At 61.8% G+C, this 17271-nt stretch carries 7 protein-coding genes and 1 tRNA gene; 7 read left to right on the forward strand and 1 reads right to left on the reverse strand.

All coding sequences use genetic code 11. The features are described from left to right. The first annotated feature begins 1 nt into the window (after position 1). From HYT87_17835 to HYT87_17865, 7 genes are all read left to right on the forward strand, one after another. Positions 2-625 carry a chemotaxis protein CheW gene (locus HYT87_17835; GenBank protein ID MBI2061605.1) on the forward strand — a complete coding sequence of 208 codons (624 nt, stop codon included), beginning with the start codon at positions 2-4 and terminating at the stop codon, positions 623-625. Next, the gene (locus HYT87_17840; GenBank protein ID MBI2061606.1) at positions 606-1151 is read left to right on the forward strand and encodes a chemotaxis protein CheW; all 546 of its coding nucleotides are present in this window, start codon (positions 606-608) and stop codon (positions 1149-1151) included. The genes HYT87_17835 and HYT87_17840 overlap by 20 nt, the downstream gene beginning before the upstream one ends. Positions 1152-1186: 35 nt before the next feature. Then, positions 1187-3730: a hypothetical protein gene (locus tag HYT87_17845; protein ID MBI2061607.1), complete on the forward strand. Its 2544-nt coding sequence runs from the start codon at positions 1187-1189 to the stop codon at positions 3728-3730. Further along, entirely contained in the window at positions 3727-6345 is a 2619-nt protein-coding gene (locus HYT87_17850; protein MBI2061608.1) for a methyl-accepting chemotaxis protein, read from the forward strand. Before HYT87_17845 ends, HYT87_17850 begins: the two co-directional genes overlap by 4 nt. After that, entirely contained in the window at positions 6342-8462 is a 2121-nt protein-coding gene (locus HYT87_17855) for a HAMP domain-containing protein (GenBank protein ID MBI2061609.1), read from the forward strand. The genes HYT87_17850 and HYT87_17855 overlap by 4 nt, the downstream gene beginning before the upstream one ends. Positions 8463-8499: 37 nt before the next feature. After that, positions 8500-8748: a CDGSH iron-sulfur domain-containing protein gene (locus HYT87_17860; GenBank protein ID MBI2061610.1), complete on the forward strand. Its 249-nt coding sequence runs from the start codon at positions 8500-8502 to the stop codon at positions 8746-8748. Between the two features lie 103 nt (positions 8749-8851). Next, positions 8852-8924: transfer RNA gene (locus HYT87_17865), tRNA-Asn, on the forward strand. A gap of 23 nt (positions 8925-8947) precedes the next feature. On the opposite strand, the gene HYT87_17870 is transcribed toward HYT87_17865, so the two are convergent. Next, positions 8948-17271 (reverse strand): hypothetical protein (locus HYT87_17870; GenBank protein ID MBI2061611.1); only part of this gene is annotated, 8324 nt, incomplete at its 5' end.

Below are 17271 nucleotides of genomic sequence, written 5' to 3' on the forward strand. Positions count from 1 at the left end.
CATGACGGATCGGCCGATCTCAAGCGCGATGGTTCCCGGCGCGTCGAAGGGGGGGGAAGACGAAGCTCCGCCTCGCGCGATCTTCACGTTCTGGCTCGGCGATGAAGAGTACGGAATCGAGCTGGCCGCCGTGAAGGAGATTGTGAAGCACAAGGATCTCACGGTGACGCGCGTGCCGACGGCCCCGCCCTTCATCCCCGGAATTCTCAGTCTCCGCGGTGAAGTGATCCCGATGCTGGATCTCAAGATGCGGCTGGGGCTGGGCGCGGAGGCCGGAGCCGAATCGGGGACCGGCGGCCGCATCGTCATCTGCGAGCACCGGGGAAGTTCGTTCGGTGTCATCGTGGACCGCGTGGGCGGGGTGGTCCACGTGCCGGAGAGCCGCCTGGAGAAGGCCCCGGCACACATTGGCGCGGCGGAAGCCGAGTTCATCGAGCGATTGGGGAAGTACGATGCCCACGAGCGAAGGCGGGCGGGAGAGTTTGTCCCCGGTGAGTTCAGCCAGGAGGAGGCAGGCGAACAAGGCGAGTTGGAGGAAATGAAGATCGTGGCGATTCTTCACGTTCCCAAGATCGTGGATTTCGGGCTGGAGGAGGAGGGGGAGATTGACGAAGCCGGTGGATGAGGAGAGCCAATACGCCTTGATCCGGGTCGGCTCCGAGAAGTACGCCATCGACATCATGCGCGTCAAGGAGATCCTCCGTCCGCTGAAGGTCACGGCCGTCAAGCGAACGTTCAAGTTCGTGGAGGGCGTCATTGATCTCCGGGGGGAAGTTATTCCGGTGGTGGATCTGCGCAAACGGTTGGGGGCCGGGGAGGAATCCGACGCGGAAGTCACGGGAGGCGAATTCGAGTCGAGATTTTCTCGCTCGCGGACGAAAGCCGTGCCGGGCGCCGTTCGGAAGAAAGAGCGAATCGTGGTGGTGGGATGGGATGAAGGGAAGCTGGGGTTGATGGTGGATGAAGCGAGCGAGGTTTTCCGATTGCCCGCCGACCGCATCCAACCGCCGCCCCCTTCGGCGGCGGGTGAAGATCCGCTCTATGCAGGGATCGTTCCCTTTGCGGGGGACTTGATCATGGTGCTGGATCTCGATCACCTTTTTTCGAAACACGAGCGGGGCGAACTGGAAGCCTCGGAGCTGAAGGAATGATCGCCCGTATTCCTCCCCCAGGCAGGATCTGATCCATGGTGCGCCTGATCCGCCAAGGGATGATCTTTTGGAACGCTGTGGCCAGCGTCATGGGAGGTCTGGTCTTCCTGCTGACCTACATCACCGCCGCCGATCTGAACGTCCAGCAGCTCATCGCGGCCGTTGGGGGGGGAGCGGTGCTGCTGTTCCTGGTCACCGGGCCCATCCAGTACGGCTCAAATGAGATTTGGTTCCGTCCGATCTTCCAATTCATTCGGAAACGTGAGCGGCGTGAGACCGTACCGGAAGAGGTGCTGGAAGCGGCCTACTCGGGAGTCCTTCGCTTTCCGATCCGCGCGGCTTTCGTGTCCCTCGCGATGTGGACGATTCCCACGGCGTTTTTCGTCTTCGTGTTTCTCGACCGGTTTGGGGTGAGCCGTCGCCAGCAGGTCTATCTCTGGGCGGCTTTGGCGAACGCCGGTCTGGTCGGACTGGTGTTCCAGTTCTTTCTTTTCAAGCGCGCCCTGGCTCCCGTTGCCGGTGAGTTGGCCCATCTCCTGCGGCAACTCCCATCCGCCATCACCACGCAGCCGCCCATTCTGAGTATCCGGCTGAAGATCTACGTGTCCTTCCTGGCCCTGCTGTCCTTCTCTCTCATCTTCTTGTCCCTTTTGAGCTTCAGCCGATTCGAGAAAGTTCACTCGGAACACATCAAGAGCCTCGCGCTCCAGGAATTGTCCAACATCCGGGGCGTCCTCCTCCCCGTGCACGAATCACCTTCGGATGAGTGGGCCCACGCGGTGCGTTCGGTGCGATTGACCGGCCAGGGTCGGCCCTTTCTGCTGGAGGTGTCTGGGAAACCGATTTCGGGACCTCCGGTTCCGCTACCCGCTCTCCGAGTCGATGAAGCCTGGTCGAAGACCTCCGCCGAGGAGGTGTGGGTGGCCACCCGGCTGCTCTTGCCGCCGGTCGTTCTGGGGATCGTCTATCCCCGGTCGGAGTTTGTAGCGGTCGGGAGAGATTTCGCTTTTGCCACCATCGGGGTGGGGCTGTTTACGCTGGCGTTCGGATTCGTGATCGCCTTCCTGGCTGCGGTGCATGTGTCGGGGCCGGTGAAGGAGCTGGGCCAGGGGCTCTCGCGCGCCGCAAGGGGATATTTCGGGGAGCCGCGCGTGTACCTCGGAGGCGATGAAGTGGACGGGCTCAGCCGGTCGATCCGAAGCATGGTCCGCCGGATGCACGCGCAGCTCAGCCATGTGCGGGAGGGAGCCGTGGGCATGGCGGAATCGGCGCGCCGTACGTTTACCGCCTCGCGCGCGATTCATGCCGAGAGCCGCGGGCAGCTGATCGATGCGGAAGACGCCTCGAAGCTTTCCGGCATGATTGCGTCCAACACCGAGATGATGAATCGTGAGGTGAAGGGACTCCGCAAGGTGGCGGAGGACATTCTGGGGTTCTTCACCTCGCTCGTAGGGGGGATGGATCGCGTGGACCATTCGGGCGCCGACCTGAGGGCTTCGATCCAGGAGTTTTCACCGATGATGGAGAAGGTCATGGGCATCGCCGACCAGATGAGCGGTCAAACCGGTGAGCTGGCCCGGTTTTCGGACGAAACGGCCGCCGCCACCACGCAGGCGCATGCCAGCGCCCGGAACGTCGAGAGGGTTGCTTTGGAAGCGTCCGCTTTGATCCTGAGCGTGCGGGAGGCGGCGGAGCGGGGAGAAGAAGCCATCCGGTCGATTGCCGCCGGAATGGGGCGCATCCAACAGGCCGGCGAGAGCGTGTTGACGCTGATCGAGGAATTGGACGGACTCTTCAGGGAGGTGAAGTGGATCATCCATCTCATCGGGGAAGTCGCCGAGGACGCGGACATCCTGGCTCTCAATGCGGAAATCATCTCCGAGCAGGTGGGAGAGCGAGGGGGGGGATTCTCCATCGTGGCCCAGGAGGTGGGAAACCTGGCCTACAACACACAGTCCTACACCCGGACCGTTACGGGCCATCTCGAGCGTGTCGAGCGCATGGAGAAATCGACGCTGATCAAGGTGGGCGAGATGAACAAGGTGATTCAGGAGGCGATCTTTTACGCGAATGAGCTTTCCAAAACCTTCCAGCTCGTTCTCGAGCATACTCAGCGGAATGCCGGAGTGGCGCAGGAAATCGCCAATGCATGCAGAGAGCAGGCCACGGGGAGCGAGCGCATCACCACCGCCATGGTGCAGATGAACCAGACGGTGGAGCAGATCTCCTCGGACGCCGAACGGATGCGCGCGTGCGTGGAAAGGATCCGGACCATTGCCGGGAGGCTGAACGAAGGGTCGGAGGCCCTCTCCGAACGGTCGCGCCGGCAGAAAGCGGCATCGGAGGAGGCCCGGACCACTCTCTCGCCGCTGCTGGAGCTCGTGGACTCGATTGCGCGCGCTTCGAACGAACAGGGAGCAACCATGGGAGCGTTTCAAGAAAACGTGAATCGCCTCGTGGATGCCGCGTCGCAGAACGCGACCACCACGGATGGCCTCGAGAACGCCTGCGCCCGCATCGAGGGCGGCGCCGAACAGCTCGAGGCGCAGACGGCGCGCATCTACCTGGAGAAAGCATGATGTCCCTGAGTGAACGGTTCTTGTCCTGGAGGGTCTCGCGCCGGCTGATGGTGGGAGGCCTGGTCACGTCGTTCGCCTCGGTCCTCCTGGTGGGAATCTACTTCTACAACTTGTTCCGCAACGTGGTCCAGCAGGAATCCTATCTGGTCCTGGGTGTCCTGTCCGGATTCCCGCTGTTTGTCCTGCTTTACCTGCGGATGCTCCGGCCCCACGTGAGGAAGGTCACCCGGGCGGCGGCGGAGGCGCGAAAAGGGGCGATGGCCGACCCGGAGACGCTGCAGGCCGGCCGCGATGAACTCCTCCGCCTCCCGTTCCGTGCATTTGCAGCGGGGCTGTCCTGCTGGACGCTGGGCGGCGTGATCGTGTCGATCTTCTGCTATGTCGTGGTCGGCCTGACCGTTGCCCAGACGGTCAAGGCCGGAACGGCATGCGTTTTCGGCGGCGCCATCGGCTCGCTGACCGGACTCTTTGTGGTGAAATTCCTGCTGTCACCGGAGTACCAGGTCTTGGCGGCCGCGGACGGGGGAGGCGAACCGTCTCTGGTGGTATCCCTTCGGAGCAAACTTCTCCTGACCTTCATTCTCATCCTCACGTTCACGATCGTCTTCACCATTATCCACCATCACACCAAGTCCGAGGACGTTCTGAAGCGCGAGATCGCGCGGTTCGCGGTCTCCGAATTGACCCGCCGATCGAAACTGATCGGATACACGGCCGAGGACCTGGCGAAGTGGTCGGTCCGGGCAGGGGCCGGGCTCCGGCGGGAATGGTTTGTCGTGACGGGAGGAGGAACGTGGGTGGCCGGTTCGGACGGCGCAAAATCGGATGTCCTGGGACTTTGGGAAACGAGGTCGAGAACCATCATGGGCGAGTGGATCGGCCGGGCCGTGGGTCGCTCCCGTCCGCCGACCGACGTCCAGATGTCCATCGAACTGACCCAGGGGGACTTGGCCACCTACATTCCCGTGCCGGGCCATGACCTCCTGTTCGGCGTGGTCATACGGGACAACGAGCTGACGCCCGCGGTGCATCCCCTGCTCATGAACTACGTCTGGATCCTTCTCTTCTGCATTCTTGTTTCGATCCTCATCACCGTCCTCACCTACCAGGATATCGTCCACCCGATCCGGCGCGTGCGAAGCTTCGCGGCAACCGTGGCGGCGGGCGATTTTTCCGGCCAGCCTGAAACGATCTCGGAGGACGAAACGGGAATCCTGGTCGTGGCGATGGCGCGGTTCACGGGAGCCTTGGAGCAACTGGATCGGGGATTGCGGCAGGTTGCCGGTGAGGTTGATTCTCTCTCCGGTCAGGCGGAACGCCTGTCGCGGGAGATGGATCAACGAAGCGAGCAGCAGTCGGAGTGGATCGAGAACTCGGAGCAGATGGGCGCCACCGGCCTCCACCAAATCGAGGATCTGTTGAAAGCTTCGGCGGATCTCCAGGATCGGATCGTGCGGTCGATGGGGCGGATCGGAGGGATCGGCGCCGGTCTGGATGAGATGCGGAAACAAGGGGAGGAGTTCCGCGGCGGTTTCCGCGAGCTGGAACAACTGGCCGAATCGCTCGAGAAACATGGCAAGAATATCGGGCAGGCCCTGGAATGGGTGGGATCGCAGGGCGACGAAACCGCGGCGGCTGCGAATGAGATTGAAATCTCCGTCAGAAGCATCCGGGAGAACGCCGGGGAAACCGAGAAGCTGATCCTGGCCATCGAGAAGGCGGGGAAGAGGGGGACCGATATCTTCGGGGCCCTTCAGAAGCTGATGGAGGCGGCGGGAGGATTGTCACGCGAGGCGACGGAAGAACTCCGCATGCTTACGGTGGAAGGCGACAAGATCAACCGGATGATCCAGGGTATCGAGGATGTGGCCGAGAACACCAACCTCCTGTCCCTGAACGCGGCGATCATTGCGGCCCACTCGGGCGAGTTCGAGCGGGAGTTCGCCGTGGTGGTGGAGGAGATCAAGGCCCTGGCCCAGCGGTCCACCGGCTACGCCGAGGAGATCAAGGGCATCGTCAAGAACATTTCCCTGAAAACCCAACGGAGTTACGAGGCATCTCAGGAGGGCCACCATGTCATTGACGAAGGGATTCAAGCCGCATTGCGGGCGCAGGCCGGATTCCGTGATATTCTGGCGCAGAATGAGCAGAGCCGATTCGTCATCAAGCGCATCCTCGACGCCAGCCAAGAGCAGCAATCTTCAGCCCAGAGGGTCAACGAGTACATGGTGAAGTTGAATACCGGTTTTGAGGTGATCACCGAAGGGGCTCGTGGACAGGCGGACGTCATGTTGGGGCTGGGAGAGGGTGTGGAGAGGATGAAGTTCGTTGAGGCCTCCGTGGCCAGGGAGCTGGGGGGCCAGAAGGGCGCCGTGCAGAAGGCGGCTCTGATGGCGCCGTCGATGACCCGCGTGGTGGAGGCCCTCCGCCATTTCGGATGTTCGCAGGTGCCCAGCCTCGAAGAGATCCGCGACCGGATGGGTAAATTGAGAGAAAAGTGCCGGGCGAACGAGGCGCAGGCCGAGATTCTTGGCCAGGGCATTCGGGAATTCCGAAGCCGCTCGATGGATCTGTTGAAACCGGCGGCAGGTGACGGTAAAGGAAGTGGGTCATGAAACAACGAGGCGGGATCCGCGCAAAAGTGTTCACCGCCCTTGGGGTGCTGTGGATCATCACTCTGGCGAGTCTCCTCGCCAGCCTCAAGTACTTCGAAAGCATCTACGAGCGCGTCCTCGTGGAAAAAGCGAACATTGTGGGCTTGAACCTCCGGAGCGATATCAATGAAATGCTCTCCCTGGGCCTCTCCATCGGGGAGCTCGAAGGGCTTCAGAAAGACGTGGGTGATCTCGTGTTCAAAGGCTTGGGCCATGGCAAAGGGACGACGGTCCTGCGAACGAACCTCGCCTATGTTTTCATCACCGATCCTACCGCAAAGGTCCTTTACCACAGCCATGTCTCCGAAATCGGCAAGACGTTTACAGATCCCTTCACACTCCGCACGATTTCGGCACGGGAAAGCCTGACCGGCCACTCCATGTTCCAGGGGCACGAGGTCCTGGACATTTCCATCCCGATTGTGAGCGATCAGGTGGGCGAGGGCATTCTGGGGGTCGTTCGACTGGGCATTCCAGAGGATGAAATCAACAAACAGACGCGTCCGCTGTGGATGATTACGATCGCCCTCCTGGCCACCGTCGGCCTTGCGGCCTTTTTCCTGATGTGGTTTCTTTCACGCTCGTTGATCATGCCGCTCACGCATCTGATTCGGAACGTCCTGAACGTGGCGGAAGGGGATTTGTCTGAGGAGATCACGATCCAGACGCGGGACGAACTCGGCCACCTGTCCACCAGCTTCAACAGCATGGTCCAGCGGCTCAATTTCATGTTTCAGCAGATCAAGGGAGCGGCGAAGAAGGTGTACGATGCCTCCGATACGATCACAAACTACTCCCGGCAGGTGAACGAGGGTTCGCAGCTTCAGAAGGAATCGGTCGTGGAAACGTCCACCCATATCGATTTCATGAAAAAGAGCGTTACCGATGTGGTGGACAAGGTGAACAGCCTGAGCGACAGCCTCACGCGAACGTCGTCCGTTCTGCTGGAGATGCAGGCGGGGGTGGAGGAAATCGGCGATTCCGCGGATCACCTCCTGGGATACGTCGAGGAGACGTCGTCCTCCGTGGTGCAAATGTCGGCGGCCACCAAGCAGATATACGAGAGCTCGTCTCAACTCTCCAGGATGGCGGAGGACACGGCCTCCTCCATGCAGGAAATGGCGGTGTCGATCCGCGAAGTGCAGCAGCAGGCCACGGAGACCAGCGAGATGGCGGACCAGATGGCGGAACGCGCGAACCTGGGGCGCGAGCAGGTGCAGTCGTCGATACGTGGAATCAAGCAGATTGAAACCGCGTCTCAAGAGGCCAGCCACGTGATGGTGACACTCCGGGAGCGAACGGAGGAGATCGGGAAGGTGGTGAAGGTCATTTCCGACGTGGCGGAGCGGACGAACCTTCTGGCCCTCAACGCGGCGATCATTTCGGCCCAAGCCGGCGAATATGGACGGGAGTTTCGTGTGGTTGCCGATGAGATCAAGGCGCTGGCCGATTTGACCTCCCAGAAGACCAAGGAGATCAGCGGGATCATCACCACCGTGCAGGACGAGAGTGAGAGGGCGAAGAACTCTGTGGGCGCCATCGTGAGTTATGTGAATGAGGGTGTGAGGCGGGCGCAGATGTCCGGGGAGGCGCTCGAGCGGCTCCTCGAAAGCATCAAGAAGACGCGTGAGCGGATGATGTTCATTGTGAATGCGACCAAGGAGCAGAGCCTGTCCAGCCGGAAGGTGAACGAGGCCGCGAACGAGACTTACAGCATGACCCAGGCCATCGTGACCTCCACCAAGGAGCACGTGGCCACCGGCGAGCACATCAAGAAAGCCACGGAGGAGATGCGGGAGAAGATGATGCAGGTGCGCGAGTCGATCCAGGGGCACATCAAGTCGGCGGGCCTGATCATGGAAACCTTCAGCGCCGTGAAGACCCTGTTCGACGAAATCACCCGGGCTGTCCGTGAGCAAGTAACGGGGGGTGAGCGGATCACACGGGAGATCAGCAAGATTCAGGCGATCAGCGCGCGCCACGGCGAAACCGTGGACAAGCTCCAGAACCTGGTGAACGTGTTGATGGAGCAGGCCAGGCTGCTCGAAGAAGGAGTCGGCCGTTTCAAGACGAGATAGGCGCGGGGAGCGGGGTTCGAAAAAGGGGGCATGCAAAATGAATGATGACAAACCGCAGATTGCTCAGAAAGCGCCGTGCGTCGTGACGCTCGAGCCGGGAAAGAAATATTGGTGGTGCCGTTGCGGTCGATCTCAGAAACAACCCTTTTGCGATGGATCGCACAAAGCCACGAGCTTCAAACCGGTGCCCTTCGAGGTTTCGGAGAACAAGACCTACTACCTTTGTGGGTGCAAACACACCGGGACCCAGCCCTATTGCAACGGATCGCACAAGACGCTTGCCTGACCGGTGTGCCGGCAGGAGAGCCATTTTGATTTCCGTCCCCGTCCCCGGTATCCTTCCTCCCTGGCTGATAGCTGACTGCTGAATGCTCCCAGGCTCAATTCACTCCAGCGTAGCTCAACCGGCAGAGCGGCCGGCTGTTAACCGGCGGGTTGTAGGTTCGAGTCCTACCGCTGGAGCGATCTTCTCGCTCTCGCGCGGCCTATGGAAGGTTCTGAACTTGCACAGGGGTGTGGCGATCCACGGTGGTGCCGTCGCCGAGTTGGCCGTAGAAATTGTAACCCCAGCATTTCACCGTGCCGTCGGAAAGAAGGGAACAGGTGTGTTCGTAGCCATTTGCGACGGTGACACCGCCCGACAGGCCGCTCACGGCCACGGGGGTCGTCCTATCCGCCGTCGTCCCGTCGCCGAGTTGGCCGTAGAAATTGCGCCCCCAGCATTTCATCGTGCCATCGGAAAGAAGGGAACACGTGTATTCGCGGCCCGCCGCTACGGCGACACCGCCCGACAAGCCGCTCACGGCCACGGGGGTCGTCTTGTTCACCAGCAGCGTCCCGTCCCCAAGCTGACCATATTGATTATTCCCCCAGCATTTGACCGTGCCATCGGATAGAAGGGAACAGGTGTGATCATAGCCCACCACGATGGCCACACCGCCGAACAGTGAAGACACGGCGATGGGCGTTAGGCGATTAGCGGTCGTCCCGTCCCCAAGTTGACCGCTACTGTTGAGCCCCCAGCATTTGACCGTGCCATCGGATAGAAGGGAACAGGTGTGCCAGTAGCCCACCGCGAGGGCCACGCCGCCGGACAATGAAGACACGGTGATGGGCGTTAGGCGATCGGCGGTCGTCCCGTCCCCGAGCTGACCGGAGGGGTTCCACCCCCAACATTTCACCGTGCCATCGGAAAGCAGGGAACAAGTGTGATAGTAGCCCCCCGCGACGGCCACGGCACCCGACAGGCCGATCACGGCCGCGGGGGTCGTCTTATTCACCGTCGTCCCGTCCCCGAGCTGGCCGTAGAAATTGTATCCCCAGCAATCCACCGTGCCGTTGGAAAGAAGGGAACAGGTTTGATTTCCGCCCCCCGCAACGGCCACGCTGCCCGACAGGCTGCTGACGGCCACGGGGGTCGTCTTATTCGCCGTTGTACCATCCCCAAGCTGCCCAGACTGATTGTTCCCCCAGCATTTGACGGTGCCGTTGGAAAGAAGGGAACAGGTGTGATAGCCGAAATGGTTCGTTAGACCTTCGCGCCACGGGCGGGCGGGGGCGCCGGAGGCGGAACCTTCGTGGTGGAGGCGGGGGAGCTTGACGCCGAGGGGACCGGTGAGACTCGTGACGGCCGTGGGTGTTGTCTTGTACGTCGTTGTTCCGTCTCCGAGTTGGCCGTACCCATTGTTGCCCCAGCATTTCAGGGTACCGTCTGAGAGGAGAGAACAAGAGTGCTGGTAGCCCCCCGCGACGGAAACGGCATTCGACAAGCTGGAAACGGCGATGGGCGTTAGGCGTTGGGTGGTCGTCCCGTCCCCAAGCCCGCCGAAGCCGTTGCTCCCCCAGCATTTCACCGATCCGTCCGAGAGAAGAACACAGGTGTGATAGAGCCCCCCCGCGATGGCCACGGCATTCGACAAGGTGGAAACGGCGATGGGCGATAGGCGATCGACGGAGGTGCCATCCCCAAGTTGGCCGAAACCGTTGTACCCCCAGCATTTCACCGACCCGTCTGAGAGAAGAGAACAGGTGTGATATTCGCCTGCCGCGACGGCCACAGCTCCAGAGAGTGCGCTCACCGCCACGGGCGTTGACTTTTTCGCCGTCGTCCCGTCCCCAAGCCCGCCGTAGATATTGTTTCCCCAGCATTTCACCGTGCCGTCCGAGAGAAGGGAACAGCTGTGATAGGAGCCCCCCGCGATGGCCACGGTGTTCGAGAGATAGGAGCCCCCCGCGATGGCCACGGTGTTCGAGAGAGAACTCACGGCCACGGGGGTCGTCTTGTCCACCGTCGTCCCGTCCCCCAGTTGACCAAACATGTTGGATCCCCAGCATTCGGCCGTGCCATCCGAGAGAAGGGAACAAGTGTGAAAGTAGCCCTCTGAGAGGGCCACCGCACCCGAAAGGGAAGAGACGGCAACAGGCGCTAGGCGGTTGACGTTGGTTCCGTCCCCAAGTTGGCCGGAGTTATTGTGCCCCCAACATCTTACCGTTCCGTCCGAGAGAAGGGCACAGGTGTGTCTGCCCAGATGATTCGTCACGGCTTGGATGACACCAGCCACTGGGGGTGAAGAAGTCGTGGCTGTTTTTTCGACGGTGTTGGTATCGGTGTTGCCCGCCTCATCCTCCGCACGGGCGACGAAGTAGTAGGCGGTGGTGGCGTTGAGCGCGGTGACGCTGTAGGAGGTGGCGCTGGCGGAGGTCGTGTAGGTGACCGTGAAGCTCGTCTGGCAGGTCCCCGCCGTTGTGCTTTGGCAAATTTTGTAGATCAAGGAAGACGCGGGACTCACGGCGTCGGACGCGGCAGACCAGGAAAGGTCGATCTGGGAGGAGGAGACGGCGGTGGCTGAAGCAAGGCCGGCAAACGTCGGCGCGGTGTTGTCGAACGTAAAAGAAGCATTGGCGGTCGGACTTTGGGCGTTGGCGGCGTTATCGGTCGCCTTCGACTGAACCGTATACGCCGATCCACTCGCCCACGCCGGCAAGCCGCTCGACTTGCTCCAAGAAGTCGTGCCGGTTGCCGCGAGCCACGCGACGCCCGCGCCCCAGGCGCTGCCGTCCCAGTACTGGCTGTCCGAATTTCTCTGAATCGTAATCTCCACGGTCTGAACTCCGCTTCCCGTATCGCTTGCCGATCCGGTAACGGAGGAGAGTGCAGACAGTTTGGCGCCGTTGGCGGGCGCCGTAATCGATGATGTCGGCAAGCTGTAATCAACCATCACGCTGTTGGAGGCCGCCCACGCAGAAGCGTTTCCCGCATTGTCCAGCGCCCGGACGCAGTTGAAATACGAGGCGCCAAGCGCCAGGCTCAAGGCGCCGGTCGATTTGGAAGTGACGTTGCCCAGGTTGGCGGTCGCCAGCGTATCGCCCGCGCATGAGCCGGCCGTGCTGATGTTGTAGTCGTAGGACGCTATCCCGTTGGCGTCGGAAAAGCCGCTCCAGTTCGCGGCCATCGTGGTGTTCGAGATTTGATAGGCCACGTCCGCACCTGTCCCGTCGTTCACCGCGCCACCCGTCGGAAGGGTGGTGTCCAGTGTGATGGTCGCGCTTACCGAGGGGCCTGTGTTGACGTTGCCGCCTGCATCCTTCACCCACGCGTAGACCGTGTGCGACCCTTCGACGGCGCTCAGCGTGAACGTGGTGGGCTCCGTTCCCGCGAAACACGCATGGGCCGCGGCCGGAGCGGTCGACTGCGTCTCAGATAGACACCACCCGACGGCCTGGGCGTCATTCCCGATCGTTGCGTTGACCGGATTGTTGTTCGTGTAGCCCGCCGAAGCCGGGGTCGGGTCGGAGATCGACAGAGTCGGATTGGGCGGCGGCGTCTTGTCGTTGATCTTGATCGTAACGGAACTCGTGTTCCCGGCTTGGTCCGTCTGTGTGACGTAAATCTGGTCCGAGGCGTCGCCTTGGTTGTCGCCGATGGCGTAGGCGGCGAAGCTGCCATCGCCCAGTGCTGAGGACTGACCGATGAGTACCGTGAGAAGACCGTCGGAGTAGACCTTGACGGTCGCGGAGCCTTCCACGGCGCCCACGGCGCCGCTGAGAGTGTCGTTCGTCCCGGACGGATTGGCCGTGACGGCGAGATTGGCTCCCACAGGGGTGGTCGGAGCGATGGTGTCCAGTGTGATGGAGGCGCTGATGGCCGGGCCCGGGTTCACATTTCCCGCCGCGTCGCGCACCCAGGCATAAACCGTGTGAGGCCCTTCGACGGCGCTCAGGGTGAACGTGGTGGGTTCCGTCCCCGCAAGGCAGCCGGCCGACTCGGCCGGCTGGGCGGACTGGCTCTCGGACAGGCACCAATGGGAGACGCCTGCGTCGTTTCCGACCGTCGCATTCACGGGATTGTTGTTCGTGTACCCCGAAGTGGTCGGCGAAGGATCGGCGAGGCTGAGCGTCGGATTGGGCGGCGCGGCCGTATCGAGAGCGATGGAAGCTGATACGGCGGGACCGCCGTTGATGTTGCCCGCCGCGTCCTTGATCCAAGCGTAGACGGTGTGCGATGTGTCGCCGGCGCTCAGGGTGAAGGTGGTTGGCTTCGGCGAGACGAAGCAGGCGTCGGCCTCAACCGGAGCGGTGGTCTGAGTTTCGGAGAGGCACCACTTTGAGGCTCCTGTGTCGCTCGTTATGGACGTGTTGACCAGTGTCGAATTGGTTGATGCCCCGCTTCCGGACGTGGCGTCCGACAACGCCAAGGCTGGGTTGGGCGGCGCGGTGGTATCCAGCGTGATGCTTGCGCTGACGGCCGGACCCGCATTGATGTTTCCGGCTGCATCCTTGATCCACACATATGCTGTCTTGCCCCCATCTCCCGCGATCAGCGTCAATGTGGTCGGTTCAGGCGAAACGAAGCACGACGACAGTTCACCGGGGGAGGCGGACTGCGTTTCGGACAGGCACCACGTCGATGCTCCGGTATCTCCCGTGATGGAGACGTTGACGGTCGCGGCGTTCGTGGCTGTGGCGCTGCCGGAAGTTTGATCGGACAGGCCGAGTGTTGGATTCGGAGGTGCTGCTGTGTCCAGCGTGATGCTTGCGCTGACGGCCGGACCCGCATTGATATTCCCGGCAACATCCTTGATCCAGATATAGACTGTGTGCGATCCGTCGCCGGCGCTCAGGGTGAACGTTGTGGGCCTGGGAGAAGTGAAACAGGATGACAACTCGGCTGGCGATGCGGATTGGGTTTCCGACAGGCACCAGAAGGCGGCTTCCGCATCCCCACCGATGGAGGCGTTGACGGATGTCGAGTTGGTCGTCCCGGTGCTGGACGAGGTTTGATCCGCGACCGATATTGTCGGATTGGGGGGGGCCACGGAATCCAGCGTGATGGAAGCGGAAACCGCCGGTCCGGGGTTCACGTTCCCCGCGGAGTTCTTGGTCCAGACGTAAAGGCTGTGTGAGCCTTCGACCGCGGTCAGGACAAACGTTGAGGGTTCCGGACTCGTGAAGCACGGATCGGAGGACGCGGGCTGCGAGGACTGCGTTTCTGAGAGGCACCAGGCCGTGGCATCGGCATCATTGCCGATGGTGGCGTTGACCGTTGTCGAGTTGGTGTAGCCCGTGCTGCCGCTTGTCTGGTCCGCCGGCGTGAGCGTCGGATTGGTCGACCCCGATGTGTTGTTTGTCTTGCTGATGGAGGCCGATGCGTTGCCTGCGGCATCGGTGGCGGTGATGTAGACGGTCGTGTAGAGGTTATCGCCAATGGTCAGAGCACCGAACGAACCGTTTGCCCCCGCCGCGACCGAAACAACCAGGTTGGTCAACCCCGAATCGCTGTAGATCTTCACGGTTGCAGAGACCTCCACGGCGCCGAGCGACCCTTGAACGCTGTCCGGGGTTCCCGGAGGATTCTGATTCACGGTGATATTGCCCGATACCGGTGCGGCGGGCGCCGTGGTGTCGACCATCCACACGTAGGAAGCGGGAGTGGCGTCGACGTTGTTCGCCTGATCCTTGGCGCGGACGTTGATCGTGTGGGCTCCCGAAGAGAGCGGTCCGGCGATCAAGTGAGGCGAAGTGCACGAGGCGAAGGCGGCGGCATCCAGGGAGCACTCGAAAGTCGCGCTTGCATCGTTGCTGGTGAAGGACGCGGACAAGCTCGTGGAATTGGTCGGCGTCACGGAGGGCGCGGTCGATGCGAGGGTGGTGTCCGGCGGCCCTGTATCGAGGACGATGGTATCGCTGACCTGGCTGCTTAAGTTGCCGGCCGCGTCTCTGAACCTGGCATAGACCGTTTTCGTGCCGTCGCCGGCCGTGAGCGTCCATGGAAAAGACGTGGCGTACGGTTGGTAGGCGCCGTAGGTGAGATTGTCATTGGAGAAAGCCATTTCCGTGGCTCCCGTGGCCGAAAGGGTCAGCGTAACGGCGGTCGTCGAAGTGAAGGTGGCTCCGGCGCTGATGATGACCGAGGTCCCCGTGGGGGCGGCGATGTCATTCGCGACGGTCGTGACCGACGAGACATTCCCTGCCGCGTCAGTCGCCGTGACGTACAGGGTTGGCGCCGCATTATCTCCTACGCTGATCGATGCAAACGATCCGTTTGCCGTGGCGTCTGTGGAAGCGAGCAGATTGGTCAGCAAGCCATCGGCATACACCTTGACTTGGGCGCCACCCTCCACGGCGCCGGCGGTGCCGGAGAGAGTGTCCTGGCTCCCAGGGGGGTTCGTGTTCAGCGTGAGGAGTGAGACGTTGGGCGCGAGGGGAGAAATGGTGTCTACGGTCCAGGTGTACGACGCCGCGGACGAAACATTCCCGGCGGAGTCTGTCGCTTGCACCTGAAAGGTATGGCTACCCTGGGCGAGCGGCAACAGCGCGAGGGGTGAGGCGCAGGACGAATAGGCCGCGGAGTCGAGAGTGCATTGAAATGCGGCGGCGGCATCGGTCGAATTGAACGTGAATGACGCTGATGCCTGATTGACGATAGCAGACGGCTTGGCGCCGATCACCACCGTGGGCGGGGTCAGGTCGATGCTCCAGGCGCGGGTGGCGGGAGAACCGTCCACGTTGCCTGCGGGGTCGACCGCCCGGACATCGAACGTGTGGCTTCCGCCCGTAAGGGCTGAGAGGGTGAGGGGTGAAGCGCAGGAGGCAAAGGCGGCGGAGTCGATGGAGCACTGAAACGCGCAGTCTGTCTCGTTGCACGTGAACGTGAACGTGGCGGAAGTCTGATTGCTGATGGCAGGTAGCTGACTGCCGACACCTGTTTCCGGTGCCAGGGTGTCCACGGTCCACGTAAGTGCGGCAGGCGTAGCGTCCTTGTTCCCCGATTTGTCCACGGCGTAGACGGTGAACGTGTGGGCTCCTTCCGCGACAGGTGACAAGGTTGCAGGTGACACGCAAGAGGTGGGGGTGCCGATGTCGAGTTGGCAGAAGAAGGAACAGGGGCCAGGGGGAAGGGTCCCGGGGTCAGAACAGGAGAAGGCAATCGTGGCGGATGTCTCGTTGCTGGGTGTTGACGGTTGAGTGCTGATGACAGTTTCTGGAGCCATGGTATCGCGTTCAACCTTCACGACGATGCCGGCCAGGGCGCTCGCTTTCTTAGGGTCCTCCGAGACCACGCTGATGCTGCACGTCCCCTCGGACGATGGAGCCTTCCACGCGACCAAGGGGCCGCCGTCCGATGGGCTTGGATCATTCTTTCCAGGCTGAGGCTTCGGCTTCGAGAAGTCGCCGCAACCTGCGGCCCACGTGTAGCTGAGGCGATCTCCCTCCGGATCAGAAGCGCTTACCGAGATGGTGATCTCCTCCCCTGCGAGGACGACGGACTTCGAAGGTTCCACCCTGGTGATGACCGGTGGCTCATTCACTTGGATCGATCTGTTCACGATCATGCAGCTTCCGCCGCATTGTTCCGCGCCGGTGGTCTCGATTTCCTGTTCTTCTTCCGTCTCACTTCCGCCACCGTTCCTGCCGGAGGCCGAGTGCTTGAACTTGAGCCGGACCTTCTGCTGGGCGGGCGCCTCCAAGCAGTAGGCCCCATCCGCGGACGTCATCACCATCCGGGATCCGGCGCGGACCGAAACACCGGCCAGGGGCCTGGCCTTCTGGTCCGTCACCGTCCCGCTTACGCAACTGGGGCCGAGGACCAGATCGATGTCCGCATGCGCGCATTTCTTTTCTCCGCCTCCGCAATAACCACCTCCCACGATCTGGATCGGCAATCTCTTGTTGTGCGTTCGCCCCTGCCCACGGTCGTAGTAGTTGAAGACCAGATCGGTCTGAGACGGATTGGATTCAAGGCAGTAGTTCCCGCCGGTATCGGTCTGAACGACGGCGCCGCCCGCGGCGAGTGTCGCGCCGGAAACGGGAGTTCCATTTTCGTCTCTCACCTTTCCCCGAGCACAGCCCAGTGCCGGCTCCAGTCGGATCGTTCCCAAATCAACAGGCAGCACGTCCTCGCATCGGTTCGCCGGGCTGATCCCTGGCACATGCACGGTCAAGTTGGCCCGGCCGAACTTGACGCCGCGTGGGTGAGCAACGGTCAACATCAAGTCCTCGGCCCGGGCCGATTCCAACCTGAACCTGCCCTGGGCATCTGTTGGGGTGAGGGTTCCTCTCAAGACAACGGTTGCGAATTGGACGGGAAGGTTCTCGGAGTCCACAACGCTGCCCATCACCGTCCGCGTGTCGGGGCTTATCTCAAGGTCTCCGAGATCCTCACAATTCGACACAAGTTTTGCACACGTCCCTTCCGTCCCCGGTATGACGACCGTTTGCGTTCTGAAGGTGTTGTCAAACGAGAAAGTGGACCATCCCCACGTTCCCCCTCTTCCCACCTGGAGTTCAATCGTGCTGCCCTTGAGAGCGT

Source organism: Nitrospirota bacterium (assembly GCA_016180645.1).
In the GTDB taxonomy this organism is placed as follows: Bacteria; JACPQY01; JACPQY01; order JACPQY01; family JACPQY01; genus JACPAV01.

Bases quoted from the DNA above. Each gene is read 5' to 3' on its own strand.
- HYT87_17850 (MBI2061608.1), top strand. From the start codon at position 3,727: ATGATGTCCCTGAGTGAACGGTTCTTGTCCTGGAGGGTCTCGCGCCGG.
- HYT87_17860 (MBI2061610.1), top strand. From the start codon at position 8,500: ATGAATGATGACAAACCGCAGATTGCTCAGAAAGCGCCGTGCGTCGTG.
- HYT87_17835 (MBI2061605.1), top strand. From the start codon at position 2: ATGACGGATCGGCCGATCTCAAGCGCGATGGTTCCCGGCGCGTCGAAG.
- HYT87_17845 (MBI2061607.1), top strand. From the start codon at position 1,187: ATGGTGCGCCTGATCCGCCAAGGGATGATCTTTTGGAACGCTGTGGCC.
- HYT87_17855 (MBI2061609.1), top strand. From the start codon at position 6,342: ATGAAACAACGAGGCGGGATCCGCGCAAAAGTGTTCACCGCCCTTGGG.